This window comes from Streptomyces sp. NPDC050164, assembly GCF_044459945.1.
In the GTDB taxonomy this organism is placed as follows: domain Bacteria; phylum Actinomycetota; class Actinomycetes; order Streptomycetales; family Streptomycetaceae; genus Streptomyces; species Streptomyces coeruleorubidus_A.
On the sequence record NZ_JBITJK010000021.1, the window covers coordinates 21344 to 41374 of the forward strand.

A 20031-nucleotide genomic window follows, 5' to 3' on the forward strand; every position below is an offset into this window, starting at 1 on the left:
CCGGCGGGCGGCCGTCCGAGGTACGGATTCACCTGGTGCCGCAGCGGTACGACGCCCTCCCGTGCCGGACGTACGGGTGCTGCTCAGCCCGCCACGAACGTGTGCGCGGCCTTGTCGTGCCAGCACTGGCGCCACGGCTTGTCGAAGAGGCACCAGGCGATGCCGACGATCCCGACGACGAGGAGTCCGGGCACGCTGTAGACCAGCCAGCGGCGCAGGGCCGCGCCGAACTCCGGGGCGTCGTGGCCCTCGATGTCCCGCACTTCGAGACCCATCAGCTTCTTGCCGAGGGTGCGGCCCCACTTGGCGGTGGGCAGCACCTCCGAGACGACACCGACGAGCAGCAGGACGGCCACGACGATGCCGAGGTACGCCGACGTGGTGCCGTCGAGCAGCCAGACCGTGACGGTCTCGCCGGAGAGCTTGGCCTCCTCGATCTTCTCGTTGACGTGGTCGACCGCCTTGATGCCGAGCGGTACGGCGGCCCCGGCGGTGATGCCGGCGAGGACGAGGGTGTCCAGCAGCCGGGCGGCCAGCCGCTTGCCGAGCGCCGCGGGGCGGGCCGACGCCTGGCGCCGGGCGGCCGCCTGGAACACGTCCTCGGTCGGCGGCTTCCAGGGCGCGACGGGCTGCTCGTCACCGCCGCCCGCTCCGGCGAGCCGGTGCACCTGCTGCGCCCAGGAGGACTGACCGCCGCCGGGGCCGGCGCTGAGGGGCATGGCGGAGGCGGCGGGGCCGGGCTGGGGCCCGCCGGACTGCGGGGGGACGGTGGGCGCCGACTGGGGCCCGGACAGCGCCGTCGGGGCGGCTGCGGAGGCCTGGACGCCGGGGTCTGCCGGTGCGGCGGCCCGGGCGGCGGCGGCCTTCCCTGCGCCGAAGCCGGGACGGTTCGAGGCGTCGGCGGAGGCGGCCGCGCCGCCCGGAGCGCCGAAGGCGGGTCCCACCGGGCTGCCGGCCGGGCCGGCCTGGGCTCCGAAACCGGACCCCGCCGACCCGAAGCCCGAGGCACCGGAGCCCGCCGCCCCTGCCTGCGCGCCGAAACCAGACCCTGCCGAGTTGCCACCGGAGCCGCCCGACCCGGCCTGCGCGCCGAACCCGGACGCCGCCGGGCCACTGCCCGGACCGCCCGAGCCCACTGAGCCCGCCGAGCCCGCAGAACCGAACCCCGGAGTCCCGGAGTTGCCGCCGGGGCCACCGGCCGGCTCGGAGCCGCTTCCGGACGCGGCCGTGCCCGGACGCGGCGACACCGCGCGGAACGTCATCGTGCCCTCGTCGGGGGCATCGGCGGGGGCTCCTCCCCCGGCCTTCCCCGTCGGGCGACGGAAGACGAACGTGCTGCCTGCCTCCGCGGCGTTCGCCTCCTGGTCGGCGGGAGACGGTGAATCCCCCTGTGGGGCGGACTCGCCGGCTGGCTGCCGGTCGGCGTGCGACACCCTCGGGTCGGCGCCCTGCGCGCCCTGCGGTGCGCCCCACGAGACGCGGCGGTCCGGATCGCCGCCGAAGCCCGACTGACGGGAGCGGTCGGCGCCCCAGGCGGACGCGGGTTCGGGACGGCTGCCGTGCTGGGCGTCGGCGGGGGACGGCTCGTCGGCCGGGTCCTCGTCGAAGAAGTGTGGACCGGTCTCCTCGACCGGGGCCGAGGCCGAGCCGGAGGGGGAGGCGGCAGAGCCGGAGGCGGCGGCAGAGCCGGAGGCGGCGGCGCCGGGCTGCTCCGCCCCCGCACCGGGCGGCGGCGCGAGCGTCTCGCCGTCCTTGGGCGCGGGACGGCTGGTGCCCGGTACCCAGGCGGCACCATTCCAGTACCGGACATATCCAGGAATGGACGGGTCCGGGTAATAACCTTCGCGGGGCCTGTCGTCACCGGGGGCCGGGGTTGGGGCGCTCATCTCCGTCGTCCCGTATCTGCTCGAGGGCCAAATGGGAGCCTCCACATCTATCAGACGTGCGCAACCCCCACCGCCGCTCCCACCGGACCCACCCCTTTCGAGCACCGATGTGCTACGGATCGCGCGGCCGGACACCTCCCCCTGCGAAAAAACTTCCGGAAACACGCGTAATGCCGCCGCCCCCGCGCGCTCTCTCCTCCCGACCGGCCCTCGCGGGCAGCCGTGCAGAGAAGGGAACACCGTCATGCGCATCGTGGTGGAACGCGAACTGGAGCTGAAACTCGTCCTGTCGCCGGAGCGCCGGATCCCGGTGCCGGCCCGGCTCGGATATGTCACCGACGATCCGTACGCCGTGCACGTCACCTTCCACATCGACTCCGCGCACCCCGTGCACTGGACGTTCGCCCGGGACCTGCTGGTGGAGGGAGTGTTCCGGCCGTGCGGGCGGGGGGACGTGCAGGTGTGGCCGACGAAGGCCGAGGGGCGCAGTGTCGTGCTGGTGGCGCTGACCTCACCCGACGGGGACGCCCTGCTGGAGGCGCCGGCGGCCCCGGTGTCGGCCTGGCTGGAGCGCACGCTGCGGGTGGTCCCGCCGGGGACGGAGGGTGAACAGCTCGGCCTCGACGACGAACTGGCCCAGCTGCTCGCCCAGTGAGACCGGCGAGGACACGGCCGTCAGAAGAGCTTGCCCGGGTTCAGGATGCCCAGCGGGTCGAAGGCCTGTTTGACGGCCCGCTGCATCTCCATCCCCACGGGGCCGATCTCGCGCGCCAGCCACTCCTTCTTCAGCACGCCGACGCCGTGCTCGCCGGTGATGGTGCCGCCGAGTTCCAGACCGAGGGCCATGATCTCGTCGAAGGACTCGCGGGCGCGCCGGGACTCGTCGGGGTCCGCCTGGTCGAAACACACCGTCGGGTGGGTGTTGCCGTCCCCCGCATGGGCGACGACCCCGATGGTGAGCTGGTACTTCTCGGCGATCCGGTCGACCCCTTCGAGCATTTCGGCGAGCCGGGAGCGGGGTACGCACACGTCGTCGATCATCGTCACGCCCTTGACCGCCTCCAGCGCGGTGAGCGACAACCGCCGCGCCTGGAGGAGCAGCTCGGACTCCGCCGCGTCGTCGGCCGGTACGACCTGGGTGGCACCGGCGGCCTCGCACAGCGCGCCGACGGCGGCGAGATCGGCGGCCGGGTCGGTGGTGTCGAAGGCGGCGAGCAGCAGGGCCTCGGTGCTCTCCGGTAGGCCCATCTGCGCCATGTCGTTGACGGCCTTGACCGTCGTACGGTCCATGAGTTCGAGGAGTGACGGGACATGGCCGCCCTCCATGATGCGGCACACGGCTTCGCAGGCGGCGGCCCCGGAGGCGAACTCGGCGGCCAGCACGAGCTGCTCGGGCGGCTTGGGGCGCAGGCCGAGCACGGCCCGTACGACGATGCCGAGCGAGCCCTCGGAGCCGACGAACAGACGGGTCAGGTCGTAGCCGGCGACGCCCTTGGCGGTGCGGCGGCCGGTGGACATGAGCCGCCCGTCGGCCAGTACGACGTCCAGTCCGAGGACGTACTCGGCGGTGACCCCGTACTTCACGCAGCACAGGCCGCCCGAGGCCGTGCCGATGTTGCCGCCGATGGTGCACATCTCCCAGCTGGAGGGGTCCGGCGGGTAGTACAGGCCGTGTTCGCCGACGGCCCGGGACAGGGCGGCGTTGATCACGCCGGGCTCGACGACGGCGATGCGGTCGACCGGGTTGATCTCCAGGATCCGGTCCATCTTGGTCAGGGAGAGCACGATGCAGCCGTCGGAGGCGTTCGCGGCGCCGGACAGTCCGGTGCGGGCGCCCTGCGGGACGACCGGGACGCGCAGGGCGGTGGCGGTGCGCATCACGTGCTGGACCTGCTCGACCGTGCGGGGCAGGACGACCGCGGCCGGGGCGCCGGCCGGGCAGAAGCTCGCCATGTCGTGGGCGTAGGAGGCCGTGACGTCGGCGTCGGTGAGCACGGCCTCGGCGGGCAGGCCGCCGAGCAGGAGATCGACGAGGTTGCCGGTCGCTGCGGTGTCTGCGCCTTCGGAGCTGGGCGCTTCGATACGGCTCATGATCACAGGTTCGCACCCGGGGCCATCGGTGTGAACCCCGTCGGCGGCACCCTTCGCCTGCTCGGGTGTGGTCGTCGTACTGACGCACAGTGAGCGCCATGGAGAACCAGCAGGAGGGTCCGCAGCGGCAGCAGAGCAGCCCGAGGGGCCACTTGCGCACCCGGCGGGTGGTGCTCGCCTGCGTCGCGGGGGGTGCCGTGCTCGGCGGGGTGCTGGTGCTGGTGCCGTGGGAGCGGCCCGCCGAGCCTGCTCCGCCGTCGCCGGGGGCGCCGGCCATGGCGGCGGTCACCGCCGGGGTGCCGGCCGCGCTGCCCGACCTGGCGGAGCTGATCGACGAGCGGGAGCGGCGGCTGCGGACCCATCCGCGGGACGCGCGGTCCTGGGCGGTGCTCGGGGCGGCCTATGTGGAGCAGGGGCGGCGGCTGGCGGACCCGGCGTACTACCCGCGTGCCGAGAAGGCGTTGCGTACGTCACTGAAGGTGCGGCCGGAGCGGAACACGCGGGCCCTGGCCGGGCTGGCCGCGCTGGCCAACGCGCGCCGGGACTTCCCCGCAGCCCGCCGCTGGGGCGAGGCGGCGCTGAAGCTCGAGCCCCGGCGGTGGACGACGTATCCGCTGCTCATCGACGCCTACACCGGGCTCGGTGAGCACGCGGCGGCCAAACGGACGCTGGACCGGCTGACGGAGCTGCGCTCCGGTCCCGCCGTACTGGCGCGGGCCGCCGCCGTCTACCGGGACCAGGGTTGGAGGGAGGACGCGGCGGCCTCGCTGGCGGACGCGGCGGCGGCCGCGCGGGCACCGGCCGAGCGGGCGGCCTACCTGGAGCGGGCCGGGCAGCTGGCCTGGGAACGCGGGGACCTCCAGGACGCGCTGCGGCACTTCCGGGAAGCGGTGCGCCTCGACCCGGACCAGCGGGCCGCGCAGGCCGGACAGGCCAGGACGCTTGCGGCCCTGGGCCGCACGACTCAGGCGCTGAACGCCTACCGGGTGGCGCTCACCAAGCAGCCCTGCCCCCGGTACGCCCTGGAGCTGGGCGAGTTGTACGAGTCGCTCGGGATGCCGGAGGCGGCCCGGGTGCGGTACGGCCTGCTGCGGGAGCGGGTCCGGACTGCCGCCGCGGGCGGGGCCGACGAGGAGCTGGTGCTGGGGCAGTTCGAGGCGGACCACGGCGATCCGCGGGAGGCGGTACGGCGGTTGCGAGCGGAGTGGCGCCGCCAGCCCGGCACCGAGGTCGCCGACGCGCTGGGCTGGGCACTGCACCGGGCCGGGCGGCACGAGGAGGCCCTGCGGTTCGCGGTGCGGGCGACGGAGGGGGAACAGGGGGGCGGGGTGCGCAGTGCGGCGTACGCGTATCACCGCGGCATGATCGAGCGGGAGCTGAAGCGGTACGGGGCCGCGCGACGGCACCTCGCGGAGGCGCTGCGGATCAATCCGTACTTCTCGCCGCTGCATGTGCCTGCGGCGCGGGCGGCGTTGGAGGCGTTGGGGGAGCCGCCCGATGAGGGGGTGCCGGAGATGGACGGGGAATGAGGTCGTGCGGGTGCCCCGTGACACCCGCACGACCTGTCCGGGGCAGCCGGGGTCACAGGTTGCCGCGCCGCGCCTGCTCTCGTTCGATCGCCTCGAAGAGGGCCTTGAAGTTGCCCTTGCCGAAGCCCATGGAGCCGTGCCGCTCGATGATCTCGAAGAAGACGGTCGGGCGGTCCTGGACCGGCTTGGTGAAGATCTGGAGCAGGTAGCCGTCCTCGTCGCGGTCGGCGAGGATCTTCAGCTCGCGCAGGGTGTCGATCGGGACGCGGGTCTCGCCGACCCACTCCCCCAGCGTGTCGTAGTAGGAGTCGGGCGTGTTGAGGAACTCGACGCCGGCCGCGCGCATGGTGCGGACCGTCTGGACGATGTCGTTGGTGTTGAGCGCGATGTGCTGGACGCCCGCGCCGCCGTAGAACTCCAGGTACTCGTCGATCTGGGACTTCTTCTTGGCGATGGCCGGCTCGTTGATCGGGAACTTGACCTTGAGCGTGCCGTCGGCGACGACCTTCGACATCAGCGCGCTGTACTCGGTGGCGATGTCGTCGCCCACGAACTCCTTCATGTTCGTGAAGCCCATGACCTTGTTGTAGAAGCCGACCCACTCGTTCATCCGGCCGAGTTCGACGTTGCCGACGCAGTGGTCGATGGCCTGGAAGGTGCGCTGGGCGGGCGGTTCGACGATCGGCTGGGCCGCGACGTAGCCGGGCAGGTAGGGGCCGTCGTAGCCGGAGCGCTCGACGAGGGTGTGGCGGGTCTCGCCGTAGGTGGCGATGGCGGCCAGGACGACCGTGCCGTGCTCGTCCTTCAGCTCGTACGGCTCGGTGACCGGGCGGGCGCCGTGCTCGACGGCGTAGGCGAACGCCGCGCGGGCGTCCGGCACCTCGATGGCGAGGTCGACGACGCCGTCGCCGTGCTCGGCCACGTGCCGGGCGAGGAAGTGGCCCCAGTCCGAGGAGGGCTTGATGACGGAGGTGAGGACGAAGCGGGCGGAGCCGTTCTCCAGGACGTAGGCAGCGGTCTCGCGGCTGCCGTTCTCCGGTCCGGAGTAGGCGACCAGCTTCATGCCGAAGGCGGTGGAGTAGTAGTGCGCCGCCTGCTTGGCGTTGCCCACGGCGAAGACGACCGCGTCCATTCCCTTGACCGGGAAGGGGTCGGCCTGCCGGGCGGTGTCGGGAGTGTGGTGTGTGGTCTGCGTCATAGCCGCAGGGTCTCCCCGCCCGGCAAGGTGCGCAATAGTTTGCGTATCAGCTGGGCAATCTGTTCAGCAATACGGCCGAAGCATCGGCCTTTCTGTACAGGATGACCATCTCGGGAGGCTGCTGTGACGATCGATCATCTGGACGGCCGGATCATCCTGCTGCTCGCGCGGGAGCCGCGGATCGGGGTGCTGGAGATGTCGCGCCGGCTCGGCGTCGCCCGGGGCACCGTGCAGGCGCGGCTCGACCGGCTTCAGTCGAACGGAGTCATCCGCGGATTTGGTCCGGAGGTGGATCCGGCCGCGCTCGGCTATCCGGTCACCGCCTTCGCCACGCTCCAGATCCGGCAGGGCCAAGGGGCCGACGTACGGGCCCACTTGGCGACCGTGCCCGAGGTGCTGGAGCTGCACACCACCACCGGCAGCGGGGACATGCTGTGCCGGCTGGTGGCCCGCTCGAACGCCGATCTCCAGCGTGTGATCGACCGGGTCGTCGGTTTTGATGGCATCGTCCGGGCCTCCACGGCGATCGTCATGGAGAACCCCGTCCCGCTGCGGATCATCCCGCTGGTGGAGCAGGCCGCGGAGGAGACGTCAACTACCCGGGACTAAAGTCCCGGGCTTGCACAACGGGCATCACTGGCTGTGATGCCGCGTTTGCGTCCAGCCCCGCCCCGGGATGTCCGGGGTGGGGCGGGGGCCGTTGACTGGGCCCCGCGTCGCCACAACTCCCACGCGCGGGCGCGGATGTTGCGGGAGCCGTTCCGGTCTGCGTGATCAACGAATCCGCAGTTCCGGCATGCGAAGAAGGCCTGGGAGACCCGGTTAGCCTTGTCGATGTGCCCGCATTCGGCGCAGGTGCGCGAGGTGTACGCCGGGTCGACGTGCACCACTGGCACCCCGGCCTTGCGGGCCTTGTACGCGATGAACTCTCCGAGCTGGTGAAACGCCCAGGAGGAGTGGGTGGCCCGTTGGGGCTTGCGAAGCCGTACCCGCTCACGGATGCCCGTCAACTCTTCCAGGGCGATTCCGCGACCGGTGCGTTCTGCCTCGGCCACCACATGTTTCGCGATCTTGTGGTTGATGTCCTTCGCCCGCCGCGCCTCCTTGCGCCTGCGTTTCTTCAGGCGCCGTTTCGCGGACGGGGTGTTCTTCTTCTGCAGTTTGGTGCGCAGGCCGCGCTCACGGACCCGGACGCGGTTGAGCTCGCGCCCGGCCATGATCTCGCCGTCGGATGTGGTGGCGATATTCACGATGCCCAGGTCGATGCCGAGGAAGTCCGCCGGAGCCGAGTTCAGCTCCGCCTCGGGGACCTCGCAGGTGGCGCTGAGGAACCACATGCCGTCGCGTTCCAGCAGATCGGACTCGCCCTTGCGGTACAGGGCGAGCGTGGCGAGCTGCTCCACCGAGGCGGTGAAGGCCACGTTCTTGACCCGCCCCGACGTGGTCCAGACCGACACCGTGCGCTCGGCGATCTGCCACGAGAGCATCCGGTCGTCGTAGGGCTGGGCGCCCTGGGGGCGGAAGGCGAGAGGCTTCTCGGTGGCCTTGCGGTAGCGCTTCGAGCCGGGCCTGCCGAGGTTGCCGGCCTTCAGGTTCGCCTTCAGAGTGGTGTACGCGTCACAGGTCTTCTTGATCACGTGCTGGGCGGCCTGCGCGCCCAGGCTCCACCTCGACTTCACCTCGTCGTAGGTGTGCTTGCGCAGGGGGAAGTTCTTGAACTCCCCGCGCTCGAAAGCGATCTCACTCACCCAGGTGGCGGCCTCGTTACAGGCGCGCAGGGTCGCCTCAAGCGCCGCCGCCTGTCCGGGCGTCGGCTCCAGTTTGACCTGCACCACCAGCTTCACGATCACCGATCGTAGGCACCCGTACGAGATGCCCCCACACGTTCGGCCGCGTTCATCACATCGAGTGACTCAACCGACCACGCGCTCACATCACCCGACCGCTCCCCGGCCGAGCCGTCACAGTGATGCTGCGGCGCTCCGCGCCGCAGCCACGGGGATGCCATTCCTCCCGGGCGTAGACGCCCGGGGTGCCTCGCAAGAATTCGCTGAAGTCTAAGGGTGAGCGCGTGTGAACTTCTGGGAGTACGTGGCGGGCCGGCACCAGCAGCTGCTCACGGACGCCTACCAGCACGCGAGCGCCGTCTTCCAGTGCATGGTCGTCGCGACCGTGCTCGGGGTGCTGATCGGCTTCGCCACCTACCGCAGCGCGTGGGCCGGGAACCTCGCGACCACGGCCACCGCCACCATCCTGACCGTGCCGGCGCTCGCCCTGATCGGTCTGCTCATCCCGGTCGTGGGGCTGGGCGTGGCGCCGACGGTGATCGCGCTGACGCTGTACGGGCTGCTGCCGGTCGTGCGCAACGCGATCGTCGGGCTGCGCGGGGTCGACCCTTCGCTGGTGGACGCGGCCACGGGCATCGGGATGTCCCGGCCGGCCCGGCTGCTGCGGATCGAGCTGCCGCTGGCCTGGCCGCCGATCCTGACCGGGATCCGGGTCGCGACCCAGATGCTGATGGGCATCGCGGCCATCGCGGCGTACGCCTCCGGCCCCGGCCTCGGCAACGTCATCTTCCGCGGCCTCGCCTCGCTGGGCAGCGCCAACGCGCTCAACCAGGTCCTCGCGGGCACGCTCGGCATCATCGTGCTGGCGCTGCTGTTCGACGCCGCGTACGTCCTGATCGGGCGGCTGACCATTCCCAGGGGGATCCGTGCCTGAGACCGGCGGCCACGGGGCCTCCATCGAGCTGGAGAACCTGACCAAGCGGTACCCCGGCGGCGCGCAGCCGGCCGTGGACGACGTGAGCATGGAGATCAAGGCGGGCGAGGTCGTCGTCTTCGTCGGCCCCTCGGGCTGCGGCAAGTCGACCACGCTCAAGATGATCAACAGGCTGATCGAGCCGACCGGCGGCCGTATCCGCATGGGCGGTGAGGACGTCACCGACATCGACCCGGTCAGGCTGCGCCGCAAGGTCGGCTACGCGATCCAGTCCGCCGGGCTCTTCCCGCACATGACGGTCGCGCAGAACATCGCGCTCGTACCGAGGATGATCGGCTGGCCGAAGGCCCGGATCAGGGCACGGACCGAGGAACTGCTCGACCTCGTCGGCCTCGATCCCGGCGAGTTCCACGGCCGCTACCCGCGCCAGCTCTCCGGCGGCCAGCAGCAACGCGTGGGCGTGGCCCGGGCCCTCGCCGCCGACCCCCCGGTGCTGCTGATGGACGAGCCGTTCGGGGCGGTGGACCCGATCACCCGCGCCCATCTCCAGGACGAGCTGATCCGGCTCCAGCACGAGCTGCGCAAGACGATCGTCTTCGTCACGCACGACTTCGACGAGGCGATCAAGATCGGCGACCGGATCGCCGTGCTGCGCGAAGGGTCCCGCATCGCGCAGTTCGACACCCCGGAGGCCATCCTCACCAACCCGGCGGACGACTTCGTGTCCGGCTTCGTCGGCGCCGGTGCGGCGCTGAAGCGGCTGAACCTGACCCGCGTACGGGACGTGGAGATCACCGACTATCCGACGGTCACCATCGACGACCCGCTGCAGCAGATCTTCAACAGGCTGCGGGCCAGCGGCACCAACGAGGTCCTGCTGCTCGACCGGCGCGGCCGCCCCTACAAGTGGCTCAGACGCGGCGACCTGATGCGGGCCCGGGGCTCGCTGGCCCGCGCCGGGACGCTGGTGCACGACACGGTCACCCGGGACGCGACCCTGCGGGACGCGGTGGAGGCGGTGCTCACCGACAACGCCGGACGGGTGGCGGTCACGGGGCGGCGGGGCGAGTACACCGGCGTCGTCGACATGGAGACGCTCATCAACTCCGTGCACCAGATGCTGGAGGCCGACCGGCTCGACGCGCTGGAGCACCAGCTGGAGGCACTGCGGGCGGCGCAGACGCACGCGGAGCAGGAGGGCGGCGGAGGCGTCACGCGCGTGGGCGGCGTCGGAGGGACGCGGTGACCGCTCCCGGGCCGCTGCGAACCGCCCCCGAGCAGGGGGCCGGACCCAAGGCCGAGGCGCCCCGGACGTCGCCCGGCCCGCCGCCCCGACGCGTCGGCTGGCAGAAGCTGACCGTCCTGCCCGCCGCCCTGGTGGCCGTACTGCTCGCCACCTGGCTCTGGTTCCAGCAGGCCGACCTGGACGCGCTGTCCCGCAACGCCCTGTCGGGCGGCCAGGTCTCGAAGGCCCTGTGGCAGCACATCCAGCTGACCGCGATCTCCACGTTCTTCGTGCTGATCATCGCCATCCCCCTGGGGATCCTGCTGACCCGCCGGGCGTTCAGCAGGGCCACCCCAGTGGCGATGGCGTTCGCCAACACGGGCCAGGCGACCCCCGCGATCGGCCTGCTGGCGCTCCTCGTCATCTGGCTGGGCATCGGCCGCCGGGCCGCCCTGATCGGCATCATCGTCTACGCCGTCCTGCCCGTGCTGTCGAACACGATCACCGGCCTGAAGGCGAACGACCCGACGCTGCTGGAGGCGGCGCGGGGCATCGGCATGTCGCCGGTGGGAGTCCTGACCCGGGTGGAACTCCCCCTCGCGGTCCCGCTGATCCTCGCGGGCGTCCGCACGGCCCTCGTCCTGAGCGTCGGCACGGCCACCCTGGCGGTCTTCGGCGGGGGCGGCGGACTGGGCGTGCTGATCACGACCGGGATCACCAACCAGCGGATGCCGGTGCTGGTGCTGGGCTCGATCCTCACGGTGGTCCTGGCGCTGCTGGTGGACTGGCTGGCCTCGCTGGCGGAGGTGCTCCTGCGGCCGCGGGGGCTCCGGCCTTGAGACGGCGGATGTGCCTGGCGGCAGCGGGACTGCTGGTCGCGGGCTGCGGCCTGACCAGCGGCTCCCCCATGGCGGACGACGTGCGGCCCGGGTCGGTCGGACGGGGCGAGCCGCTCAAGGGCGCGCGCCTGACGGTGCCGTCGAAGTCGTTCACCGAGGGGCTGATCCTCGGCGCGGTCATGGGCATCGCCCTGGAGGCGGCCGGCGCGGAGGTGCTCGACCGCACGGGCATCCAGGGTTCCATCGGCAGCCGCGAGGCCGTCCGCAAGGGCGACGCCGACGCCGGGTACGAGTACACGGGCCCGGCCTGGATCACTTACCTGGGGCACAGCGAGCCGAAGAATCGCATCAGGTGGCGCTGGAGTGGATGGTGGAGGAGGGGTTCGTCAGGGAGGGGTGACTTACAAAGAAGCCGTTGCAAAGGAGCCTTTGCAAGGCTACCTTTGCATGTATGCCCGAACCCGAGGATCGGCCCACCCATCTGCTCGACGCCCGCTCCCTGCGCGGCCTCGCGCATCCCCTGCGTATGCGGCTGCTGACGGCCCTGCGCCGCGGCGGACCCGCCACTGCCTCCCAACTCGCTGAGAAACTGGGCGAGTCGAGCGGCGCAACCAGCTACCACCTGCGGCAGCTCGCGGAGCACGGCTTCGTCGAGGACGCCCCCGAGCACGGCAAGGGCCGGGAGCGGTGGTGGCGAGCGGTCCACGGGGGCGTGCAGTTCGACGAGTCCCTGCTCCGGCACGCCGACCCGACGGTGCGCGGGGCGGCCTCCGCGTTCCTGCACGAGGTCGCGACCACACACGCCCAGGAACTCTCGACGTTCCTCGGGACCACTCACGAGTGGTCCGAGGAGTGGTACCGCGCCTCGGACGCCAGCGACTTCACCCTGCGCCTGCCGCCCGCGCTCGCCCTGGAGCTTGTGCAGAAGATGCACGACCTCGTGGAGCACTACCGCACCCAGGCTTCCGCCGAAGCCGCCCCGGACGCCGAGCAGGTACGCGTCCACACGCACGTCTTCCCTGTTCGCACGAACTGAAAGGCCCTGCCCGATGCAGTCCGACATCCATCTTGTCCTGCACCACGCCCGCAGCGCCGAACTTCGTGACCGGGCCGACGAACACCGCCGGGCCGCCGCACTCATCCCGCACCGACGCGAGCTGCGCACCCGGCTCGGCTGGACACTCGTCGAACTCGGTCTCCGCCTGGCCACGACGCCCCGGCCGGCCGCCGCCCACTAACAGCTGGGCACGGACCCCTTCCCCGTCTCCAGGGCCACCAGTGAACTCACCGTGCTCTTCAGCGTGGTCACCGGAATCAGCCGCAGGCCCTTCGGCAGCTCGGCCCGCGCGTCCGCGCACTCCGCCTTCGGGACGAGGAACACGCTCGCCCCGTCACGCTTGGCGGCCTGGGTCTTGAGGGCGACGCCGCCCACCGCCCCGACCGTGCCGTCGGCGGCGATCGTGCCGGTGCCGGCGATGACACGGCCCCCGCTGAGATCACCACCGGTGCCGTCGCCGTCGAGCTTGTCGATGATCCCCAGGGAGAACAGCAGCCCGGCACTGGGCCCGCCCACGTCCGCGAGCTTCAGGCCGACCTTGACGTCCTTGTCGTCGAGGCCGAGATGGTTCAGCGCGGCCTGCGTCGCCGCGTCCTGGGACTCCTTCATCTGCTTCTCGTTGTGCCGCTCGATCTCCTGGACGGTGTCACCGCTCGGGTAGATCGCGTCGCGCGGCATGACCGCCCGGTCCGTGCGGAACCAGCTGTCGACGATGTCCGGGAGCGAGACCCGGGTGTCCGGCGAGGTCGCCACGATGGTGGTCATCCGCAGCTGGCCACGGGTGTCCCGGACCGGTGCGCCCGAGATGGTGATCACCGGATCGCCCTTGTCCTCCCCGAGCACGTTCGTCGTCTGCCCGGGCTGCGCCACCGAGAACGGCAGCGGCGCGAACACCGCCGTGGCGAGCAGAGCCACGACGGGCAGGGCACAGACGGCGATGGCCTGGGGGCGCGTGAGGCGAGAGAACACGGGATCAATCTAACTCGGGCGTGGAATCCGGCCTGGCCCAGGTCGCCCGAGGTCCGGCTGGAGGGCTCCGCGCACGTCAGCGCAGCGCGTCCGCGACCTCTCGTGCCGCCTCGACGACCCTCGCCCCCACCCGTTCCGGCACCACGTCCGACAGCATCACCACGCCCACGCTGCCCTCGACGCCCGTGACGCCCAGCAGCGGCGCGGCCGCACCGCATGCGCCGGCCTCCAGCTCCCCGTGGGTCAGGGTGTAGCCCGGGTCCGTCATCGGGTGCTGCCGGGCCGCGAGTATCGCCTTGCCCGCGGCCCCCCGGTCCAGGGGGTGGCGGAACCCGGCCCGGTAGGCGACGTGGTAGTCCGTCCAGGTCGGCTCCACCACGGCCACGGCGAGCGCGTCCGCCCCGTCGACCAGGGTCAGGTGCGCCGTCGCGCCGATGTCCTCGGCCAGCGACCGCAGCGCGGGCATCGCGACCTCCCGTACCAGCGGGTGGACCTGCCGCCCCAGACGCAGCACCCCGAGCCCGACCCGGGCACGTCCGCCCAGGTCACGGCGTATGAGCGCGTGCTGTTCCAGCGTGGCGAGCAACCGGTACACCACGGTCCGGTTGACGCCCAGCTTGGTGGAGAGCTCGGTCACGGTCAGCCCGTGGTCCGTGTCGGCGAGCAGTTTGAGGACACGCAGTCCCCTGTCGAGCGTCTGGGAGGTCTCCGCGGTCACGACGCCCACTCCTTAGTGGTGAGGTCGGCGGCCCTCTGGCGGTCGGATGCGTCACCGAGTCCCGTCGGCAACGCGCTTGAGAGGCCGCCGATCGGCCGGCGGCCCGGCCTGTCCGGGCCGCGTCGCTTCACGGCTGCGCTCCGCGGCGGCGCTGCCACGGGGCGTATGCGTAGCCGGACAGTAGCGAAGGGGGTTCGCTGAGCGGAAGGCTCCGTCCAGAATCCGGGCACGGGTCAGGTCGACTGGCTCCCTTTGCCCCCATACGTACACGCGGGGCTCACTTCATCCGCGTAGCCCACTCCTGCACCTTGGCGATCCGCTGTCGCAGCTGCCCCGCCGTCGCCTCCGCCGCCGGAGGTCCCCCGCACACCCGCCGCAGCTCCGTGTGGATCACTCCGTGCGGCTTGCCGCTCTGGTGGACGTACGCGCCGACCATCGTGTTGAGCTGCCGCCGCAGCTCCATCATCTCCTTGTGGGAGACGACGGGGCGCCGCTCGGCGGGCACTTCGAGCAGGTCGGCCTCCTCGTCCGGCTTCTTGCGGCTGTGCGCGATCTGCCGGGCCTGCCGCTTCTGGAGCAGCAGCTGGACCTGGTCGGGCTCCAGCAGCCCGGGAATGCCGAGGTAGTCCTGCTCCTCCTCGCTCCCCGGGTGGGCCTGCATGCCGAACTCGGCGCCGTTGTACATGACCCGGTCGAAGACCGCGTCGGACTCCAGCGCCTCGAAGGGCAGCATGTCCTGCTCGCCGGTGTCCTCGTCCTGCTCCTTGTTCGCCTCCTCCATCTCCTTCTCGGATTCGGCGTACGGGTCCTCCTCGCCCTGCTTCTTGGGCTTGTCGAGGACGTGGTCGCGCTCGCGCTCCATCTCGTTGGCGAAGGAGAGCAGGTCGGGCACGGTCGGCAGGAACACGGAGGCCGTCTCGCCGCGCCGCCGGGACCGTACGAAACGGCCGACGGCCTGCGCGAAGAACAGCGGCGTCGAGATGGTCGTCGCGTAGACACCCACCGCGAGCCGCGGCACGTCGACGCCCTCGGACACCATCCGCACGGCGACCATCCACCGGTCGGTGTTCGCGCTGAACTCGTCGATCCGCTCGGAGGCGCCGGCGTCGTCGGACAGTACGAGGGTCGCCTTGCTGCCCGTGATCTCGCGGATCAGCTTGGCGTACGCACGCGCCGAGTCCTGGTCGGTGGCGATGACGAGCGCGCCGGCGTCCGGGATGGCCTTGCGCACCTCGGTCAGCCGCTGGTCGGCGGCGCGCAGCACGGCCGGCATCCACTCACCGCGCGGATCGAGGGCGGTCCGCCAGGCCTGGCTGATGGCGTCCTTGGTCATGGGCTCGCCGAGCCGCGCGGCGACCTCGTCACCGGCCTTGGTGCGCCAGCGCATGTTGCCGCTGTAGGAGAGGAAGATGACGGGCCGGACGACGTTGTCGGCGAGCGCGTTGCCGTACCCGTAGGTGTAGTCGGCGGCGGACCGCCTGATCCCGTCCTGCCCCTCCTCGTACGTCACGAAGGGGATGGGGTTGGTGTCGGACCGGAATGGCGTACCGGTGAGGGCGAGCCGGCGGGTGGCGGGCTCGAAGGCCTCCAGACAGGCCTCGCCCCAGGACTTGCTGTCACCGGCGTGGTGGATCTCGTCGAGGATGACGAGGGTCTTGCGCTGCTCCACTCGGTTCCGGTGGAGCATCGGCCGCACACCGACACCCGCGTACGTCACGGCGACCCCGTGGTACTCCCTGCCGAGCGGCCCGGCGCTGTACTCCGGGTCGAGCTTGATGCCTATGCGGGCCGCGGCCTCGGCCCACTGTTTCTTCAGATGCTCGGTCGGGGCCACGACGGTGACCTGCTGCACGACATGGTGGTGCAGCAGCCAGGACGCCAGCGTCAGCGCGAAGGTCGTCTTGCCGGCGCCGGGGGTGGCGACCGCCAGGAAGTCCCGCGGCTGCTCCTGGATGTACTTCTCCATCGCGCCCTGCTGCCAGGCGCGCAGCTTGCTGGCGGTACCCCAGGGGGCCCGGCCGGGGAACGCCGGGGACAGGTGGTGCGAGGCAGAGCTTGTGCCGGCGGTGGTAGTCACGGTCTCCGTTGGGGGTCGGGCGGCTCGTTCGAGGGAGCCTGACGGCTCGGCTACGTATGACAACCGGGCCACCCTACCGGCGGCCCACCACTGCCCATGCGCGGACAAGGCCGGGTCACGCCAGGGTGGGATCCACGTCACAGCCGCCGCAGGCGCTCGGAGATGAGGCAGATGTCGCTCTCGTCCCCGGAGGCGACATCGATGACCAGGCCGTACGCGGTGCCCTGGTCGCAGCCCGTGAGGTCGACGCCGTTGACCCCGAGGAGGCTCGCGGCGGCCGGCCCGGCCGTGCGCTCGTTGCCGTCGACGAGGGGGTGGTTCGTCGCGAGGGCATGCGGCAGCGCGGCCGTCTGCACGCGCGGGTCCTCGGAGGCCGCCGTGCCGAACATGCGGGCGCGCGGGCGGTGCAGGGCGGAGACGGACAGCCCGGCCTCCCGGACCTCCGGGTCATGCCCGCCGAAGGCGATCCGGGCGATCGTCCCGACCTGCGCGACGGTGAGGTGTCCGGTCATTCGCCGAGCCTCCGCAGCAGCTCGGCATGCGCGTCGGCGAGCGACTCCGCCGTGCCCCGCGCCGGCCGGTACGACCGTTTTACGGCCCGCCCCGTGCCGGACAGCCCACCTGCCCAACGGCCCACCTGTCCAACGGCTCTCACCGCTCCCGCACCCGCGTGGTCACCCACGCCCCCACCAGCGCCACCGCGGCCATCGGCAGGAACACCGCGGCGAACGCGGCCGGGTGGGAGCCGGTGGTGTCGGTGGTGGTGTGGGTCACCGTGCCACCGCCGAGGGCGGCGAAGGCGGCGCCTCCGGCGGAGAGCAGGACGACGTTGGAGAGGCCGTCGGAGATCTGCAGGGCGGCGGAGTTGGTGCCGGCTTCCTCGGGGGCGGAGAGCTTGAGCAGGAGCACGCTCGTGGAGGAGATGACGAGGCCCATGCCGAAGCAGCCGAAGGCCCAGGCGACGGCCAGGGTCCAGACGGGCACGGAGTCGATCAGCACACTCGGTGCGGTGGCGATGGCCGCCGCCACCAGCAGCATGCCGAGGGTCGTCAGCCGCTCCCGGTACGGCTCGAACCGCGGCCGCGACTGCAACCACGAGCCCAGCGCCCACGTCCCGCCGCCCGCGGCGAGCGAGAACCCGGCCAGCGTCGGACTGAGCCCGCGCTGCGTCACCAGCATCAGCGGCACGAAGGATTCCGCGGCGATGAAGGACCCCGCGGCGACGCCGCGCAGCAGTACGACGGAGGGCAGTCCGCGGGCGGCCCGGTAGGTGCCGCGCGGGAGCAGCCCGAGCACGGCGGGCACCAGCAGGGCCAGTCCGACCGCGCCCGGCAGGAGCGAGAGCGGGCGTAAGTCCTGGGCGGCGTACTGGAGAAGGCCGGCGCCGAGGGAGATGGCCAGGGCCAGGCGGATGCGGCGGCGGTTGAGGGAGGGAGGTCGGCCGGCAGAGGCGGACTGCGAGTCCGGCTCGGCCGCCGGCACCGGTCCGGACGCGCGGCGCCGTATCTGCGGCAGTGCGAGCGCGAGCGGAAAGACGACGAGCACGGGTATCCCGATGAACACCCACCGCCACCCGAGCTGCTCGGTCACCGTGCCGGCGGCGAGCGGGCCGACGATCGACGGCAGGATCCAGCTCGCGGCGAACGCGGCCATGATGGCCGGCCGCAGCCGCTCCGGATACGCCCGCCCGACGACGACATAGAGCGCGACGATCACCAGCCCGCCGCCGAACCCCTGTACGGCCCGCCCCAGGATGAACACCCACATCGTCCCGGCGGTCCCCGACAGCAACAGCCCGGCCCCGAAGGAGGCGATGCCCGTCGTCAACGGCCCGAGGGGCCCGCGCCGGTCCGACCACTGCCCGGAGAGCACCATCGCGAACAGGCTGGTCGTGAAGTACCCGGAGAACGCGAACGCGTACAGCGACACCCCGTCCAACTCCCGCGCGGCGACGGGCATCGCCGTACCGACCGCCGTCGCCTCGAACGCGATGAGCAGCACGACGGAGACGATCCCGAAGCTCAGCGCCCGGTACGCCCGCCCCAGCACGGTCTCGTCCACTCCGGGCTCGGAGGGCAGGTCATCGGCATCCACGACATCTGCGTCACGCGGCTTCGGGACGGTCATGACCGCCAGGGTAAGGGCCACAGAACACTTTGACCCCTGTCGCGAGACGGTCCCCGCCTGCGACCTTGGTCGTACGACTCCTTGTCGCGCACCGGCTCGCGCCGATCAGCCCAGGACCGGCATGGGACGTCATGCTGTGTCTGTTCACGCCGACGCTTGGAGGAGAGCGCGATGACCGAACGAACGGGCAAGGTGATCTGCGACATCACGATCTCGGCCGACGGCTACTCGGCCGGGCTCAACCAGAGCGAGGAACGCCCGTTCGGCGACGACGGCGGCGACGGCTCGGGCGGCAAGCTGCACGCCTGGATGTTCGACACTCCCGACGAGAACCGTGCCGAGGTCGACCAGTTGGCCGCCGCCGGGGCATTCGTCATGGGGCGCAACATGTTCGGCCCTGTGCGCGGCGAGTGGGACCGTCAGTGGAACGGCTGGTGGGGCGGCAATCCGCCGTTCCACGCACCGGTGTTCGTGCTCACCCACCACCCGCGCGAGCCGCAGTCGATGGACGGCGGCACCACCTACCACTTCGTGACCGACGGAATCGCGTCGGCACTGGCACAGGCACGCGCGGCGGCCGGCGACGGCGACGTCCTGATCCTCGGCGGCGCGACCACCATCAACCAGTACCTCGCCGCCGGCCTGGTCGACGAACTGCGGCTGCACGTCGTGCCGTTCACGCTCGGCGCCGGCACGCGGCTGTTCGAGGGCGTCCCGCCGCTGAAACTGGAGCAGGTGAAGTCCCGGCCGGCGAGCCTGGTCACGCACCTGACCTACCGCGTGCTGCCCTGAGCCGGAGGACGTCGTCGCACGCCGACCTCAGCCTCTGCCGCGCCCGGACAAGCACTAACCGGCGTCGGGAAGCGCTGCCGGGCCGGTTTCCCCGTCGGCCTTCCGCCGCGCCCGGCGCGCGTTCTCCGCACGTACGGCGTCCAGCCACCGCCACAGGCCGACCTCCTCGAGCCGCAGTCCGGGACAGGCGATCCGATGCGGTACGCGGCACACGGCACCGGGCGCGGGCTCTTCCTCACGGCTGTTCCACGCGGTCCCGCCCGAGTCCACGTACCAGCGGTGCCAGGCGGGCACCAGGTGCGCGGGCACCGGCATGTCCGGTTCGAGAAGGACGTGCCAGCCGTAGTAGGTGACACGCCGATCACCGACAAGCCCGCAGTTCGGGCAGACGGGTGGAGCGGGCGGCTCAGGTCCGGTGGCGCCTTCCATCGCGGCCTGGGCCCGGTCGGTCTTCTCCCACGGCTGCGGCGCGTCCGATGGCCGCTGCCGGTGTCCGTCGGGGTCGGGTAACGGGATGATGCTCGACTCGCCTGTATCCCCCATGGAACCGAGCATGTGGGTGCGTTCAGGAGTGGGCCAGGGCGCAATCAGGGCGCAACGGGAGCAGTCGGGTGGGGACGAGGGCCGGATCACCGCTCCGGCTGCCCCATCCCGCCCTTGACCCTGACGCAGGGATGACGAGGAGTTCGTCACTGCCGTCGCGGACATCGACAGGCGGCTGGAGGCGGAGATCCGGCAGCGGCAGCGGCGTCGTGAGCGGATCGCTCGCCTTGCCTCCGGGGAGAGTCCGGCCCTGCCCGCG

General features: G+C 71.9%; 19 protein-coding genes and 1 pseudogene. 10 read left to right on the forward strand and 10 right to left on the reverse strand.

The window, feature by feature from the left end; translation table 11 throughout:
* Nucleotides 1-83: 83 nt before the first annotated feature.
* The gene (locus tag ACIBNA_RS25610; RefSeq protein ID WP_399167457.1) at nucleotides 84-1886 is read right to left on the reverse strand and encodes an RDD family protein; all 1803 of its coding nucleotides are present in this window, start codon (nucleotides 1884-1886) and stop codon (nucleotides 84-86) included.
* A gap of 244 nt (nucleotides 1887-2130) precedes the next feature.
* Here ACIBNA_RS25610 and ACIBNA_RS25615 point away from each other — a divergent pair, with 244 nt between their 5' ends.
* Complete coding sequence (locus ACIBNA_RS25615) at nucleotides 2131-2541, forward strand: SsgA family sporulation/cell division regulator (protein WP_399167458.1); 411 nt, start codon at nucleotides 2131-2133, stop codon at nucleotides 2539-2541.
* Nucleotides 2542-2561: 20 nt separating this feature from the next.
* On the opposite strand, the gene ACIBNA_RS25620 is transcribed toward ACIBNA_RS25615, so the two are convergent.
* The gene (locus ACIBNA_RS25620) at nucleotides 2562-3983 is read right to left on the reverse strand and encodes an FAD-binding oxidoreductase (RefSeq protein ID WP_399167459.1); all 1422 of its coding nucleotides are present in this window, start codon (nucleotides 3981-3983) and stop codon (nucleotides 2562-2564) included.
* 92 nt (nucleotides 3984-4075) lie between these two features.
* Here ACIBNA_RS25620 and ACIBNA_RS25625 point away from each other — a divergent pair, with 92 nt between their 5' ends.
* The gene (locus tag ACIBNA_RS25625; RefSeq protein ID WP_399167460.1) at nucleotides 4076-5506 is read left to right on the forward strand and encodes a tetratricopeptide repeat protein; all 1431 of its coding nucleotides are present in this window, start codon (nucleotides 4076-4078) and stop codon (nucleotides 5504-5506) included.
* A 52-nt stretch (nucleotides 5507-5558) separates the two neighbouring features.
* On the opposite strand, the gene hppD is transcribed toward ACIBNA_RS25625, so the two are convergent.
* A complete protein-coding gene (hppD, locus tag ACIBNA_RS25630; RefSeq protein WP_399167461.1) occupies nucleotides 5559-6704 on the reverse strand; it encodes a 4-hydroxyphenylpyruvate dioxygenase in 1146 nt (381 codons plus the stop codon).
* Between the two features lie 123 nt (nucleotides 6705-6827).
* On the opposite strand from hppD, the gene ACIBNA_RS25635 reads away from it, so the two are divergent.
* Nucleotides 6828-7313 (forward strand): Lrp/AsnC family transcriptional regulator, encoded by a 486-nt coding sequence (locus tag ACIBNA_RS25635; protein ID WP_399167462.1) that lies wholly within the window; start codon nucleotides 6828-6830, stop codon nucleotides 7311-7313.
* On the opposite strand, the gene ACIBNA_RS25640 is transcribed toward ACIBNA_RS25635, so the two are convergent.
* Nucleotides 7310-8548 (reverse strand): RNA-guided endonuclease InsQ/TnpB family protein, encoded by a 1239-nt coding sequence (locus ACIBNA_RS25640; protein WP_399167463.1) that lies wholly within the window; start codon nucleotides 8546-8548, stop codon nucleotides 7310-7312. The two genes, ACIBNA_RS25635 and ACIBNA_RS25640, sit on opposite strands and share 4 nt — an antisense overlap.
* A gap of 229 nt (nucleotides 8549-8777) precedes the next feature.
* Here ACIBNA_RS25640 and ACIBNA_RS25645 point away from each other — a divergent pair, with 229 nt between their 5' ends.
* From ACIBNA_RS25645 to ACIBNA_RS25670, 6 genes and pseudogenes are all read left to right on the forward strand, one after another.
* A complete protein-coding gene (locus ACIBNA_RS25645) occupies nucleotides 8778-9425 on the forward strand; it encodes an ABC transporter permease (protein ID WP_399167464.1) in 648 nt (215 codons plus the stop codon).
* Nucleotides 9418-10671, forward strand: a complete 1254-nt coding sequence (locus tag ACIBNA_RS25650; protein WP_399167465.1) for a betaine/proline/choline family ABC transporter ATP-binding protein — start codon at nucleotides 9418-9420, stop codon at nucleotides 10669-10671. The genes ACIBNA_RS25645 and ACIBNA_RS25650 overlap by 8 nt, the downstream gene beginning before the upstream one ends.
* The gene (locus tag ACIBNA_RS25655) at nucleotides 10668-11489 is read left to right on the forward strand and encodes an ABC transporter permease (protein WP_399167466.1); all 822 of its coding nucleotides are present in this window, start codon (nucleotides 10668-10670) and stop codon (nucleotides 11487-11489) included. The genes ACIBNA_RS25650 and ACIBNA_RS25655 overlap by 4 nt, the downstream gene beginning before the upstream one ends.
* 8 nt (nucleotides 11490-11497) lie before the next feature.
* Nucleotides 11498-11851: pseudogene (locus ACIBNA_RS25660) on the forward strand (glycine betaine ABC transporter substrate-binding protein); the annotation flags it as partial.
* An 89-nt stretch (nucleotides 11852-11940) separates the two neighbouring features.
* Complete coding sequence (locus ACIBNA_RS25665) at nucleotides 11941-12525, forward strand: ArsR/SmtB family transcription factor (RefSeq protein WP_399167467.1); 585 nt, start codon at nucleotides 11941-11943, stop codon at nucleotides 12523-12525.
* A 13-nt stretch (nucleotides 12526-12538) separates the two neighbouring features.
* Nucleotides 12539-12727: a hypothetical protein gene (locus ACIBNA_RS25670; RefSeq protein WP_399167468.1), complete on the forward strand. Its 189-nt coding sequence runs from the start codon at nucleotides 12539-12541 to the stop codon at nucleotides 12725-12727.
* Here ACIBNA_RS25670 and ACIBNA_RS25675 read toward each other — a convergent pair.
* The 5 genes from ACIBNA_RS25675 to ACIBNA_RS25695 form a co-directional block, all read right to left on the reverse strand.
* Nucleotides 12724-13515, reverse strand: a complete 792-nt coding sequence (locus ACIBNA_RS25675; protein WP_399167469.1) for a S16 family serine protease — start codon at nucleotides 13513-13515, stop codon at nucleotides 12724-12726. The genes ACIBNA_RS25670 and ACIBNA_RS25675 overlap by 4 nt on opposite strands.
* A gap of 76 nt (nucleotides 13516-13591) precedes the next feature.
* Complete coding sequence (locus ACIBNA_RS25680) at nucleotides 13592-14233, reverse strand: IclR family transcriptional regulator (protein ID WP_399167470.1); 642 nt, start codon at nucleotides 14231-14233, stop codon at nucleotides 13592-13594.
* Between the two features lie 277 nt (nucleotides 14234-14510).
* Nucleotides 14511-16310: a DEAD/DEAH box helicase gene (locus ACIBNA_RS25685; protein ID WP_399167471.1), complete on the reverse strand. Its 1800-nt coding sequence runs from the start codon at nucleotides 16308-16310 to the stop codon at nucleotides 14511-14513.
* Nucleotides 16311-16447: 137 nt separating this feature from the next.
* Nucleotides 16448-16822: a type II toxin-antitoxin system death-on-curing family toxin gene (locus tag ACIBNA_RS25690; protein ID WP_399167472.1), complete on the reverse strand. Its 375-nt coding sequence runs from the start codon at nucleotides 16820-16822 to the stop codon at nucleotides 16448-16450.
* A gap of 139 nt (nucleotides 16823-16961) precedes the next feature.
* Nucleotides 16962-18437 (reverse strand): MFS transporter, encoded by a 1476-nt coding sequence (locus ACIBNA_RS25695; RefSeq protein ID WP_399167473.1) that lies wholly within the window; start codon nucleotides 18435-18437, stop codon nucleotides 16962-16964.
* A 171-nt stretch (nucleotides 18438-18608) separates the two neighbouring features.
* Between ACIBNA_RS25695 and ACIBNA_RS25700 the strand changes: the two genes are divergently transcribed.
* On the forward strand, nucleotides 18609-19229 hold the full coding sequence (locus tag ACIBNA_RS25700) for a dihydrofolate reductase family protein (RefSeq protein WP_399167474.1): 621 nt from the start codon (nucleotides 18609-18611) through the stop codon (nucleotides 19227-19229).
* A 54-nt stretch (nucleotides 19230-19283) separates the two neighbouring features.
* Here ACIBNA_RS25700 and ACIBNA_RS25705 read toward each other — a convergent pair whose 3' ends face one another.
* The gene (locus ACIBNA_RS25705; protein WP_399167475.1) at nucleotides 19284-19772 is read right to left on the reverse strand and encodes a DUF6083 domain-containing protein; all 489 of its coding nucleotides are present in this window, start codon (nucleotides 19770-19772) and stop codon (nucleotides 19284-19286) included.
* Between the last annotated feature and the right edge of the window lie 259 nt (nucleotides 19773-20031).

Coding starts and splice junctions, on each gene's coding strand:
- ACIBNA_RS25705 (WP_399167475.1), bottom strand. CDS start 19,772: ATGGGGGATACAGGCGAGTCGAGCATCATCCCGTTACCCGACCCCGAC.
- hppD (WP_399167461.1), bottom strand. CDS start 6,704: ATGACGCAGACCACACACCACACTCCCGACACCGCCCGGCAGGCCGAC.
- ACIBNA_RS25615 (WP_399167458.1), top strand. CDS start 2,131: ATGCGCATCGTGGTGGAACGCGAACTGGAGCTGAAACTCGTCCTGTCG.
- ACIBNA_RS25610 (WP_399167457.1), bottom strand. CDS start 1,886: ATGAGCGCCCCAACCCCGGCCCCCGGTGACGACAGGCCCCGCGAAGGT.
- ACIBNA_RS25625 (WP_399167460.1), top strand. CDS start 4,076: ATGGAGAACCAGCAGGAGGGTCCGCAGCGGCAGCAGAGCAGCCCGAGG.
- ACIBNA_RS25665 (WP_399167467.1), top strand. CDS start 11,941: ATGCCCGAACCCGAGGATCGGCCCACCCATCTGCTCGACGCCCGCTCC.
- ACIBNA_RS25690 (WP_399167472.1), bottom strand. CDS start 16,822: ATGACCGGACACCTCACCGTCGCGCAGGTCGGGACGATCGCCCGGATC.
- ACIBNA_RS25700 (WP_399167474.1), top strand. CDS start 18,609: ATGACCGAACGAACGGGCAAGGTGATCTGCGACATCACGATCTCGGCC.
- ACIBNA_RS25670 (WP_399167468.1), top strand. CDS start 12,539: ATGCAGTCCGACATCCATCTTGTCCTGCACCACGCCCGCAGCGCCGAA.
- ACIBNA_RS25695 (WP_399167473.1), bottom strand. CDS start 18,437: ATGACCGTCCCGAAGCCGCGTGACGCAGATGTCGTGGATGCCGATGAC.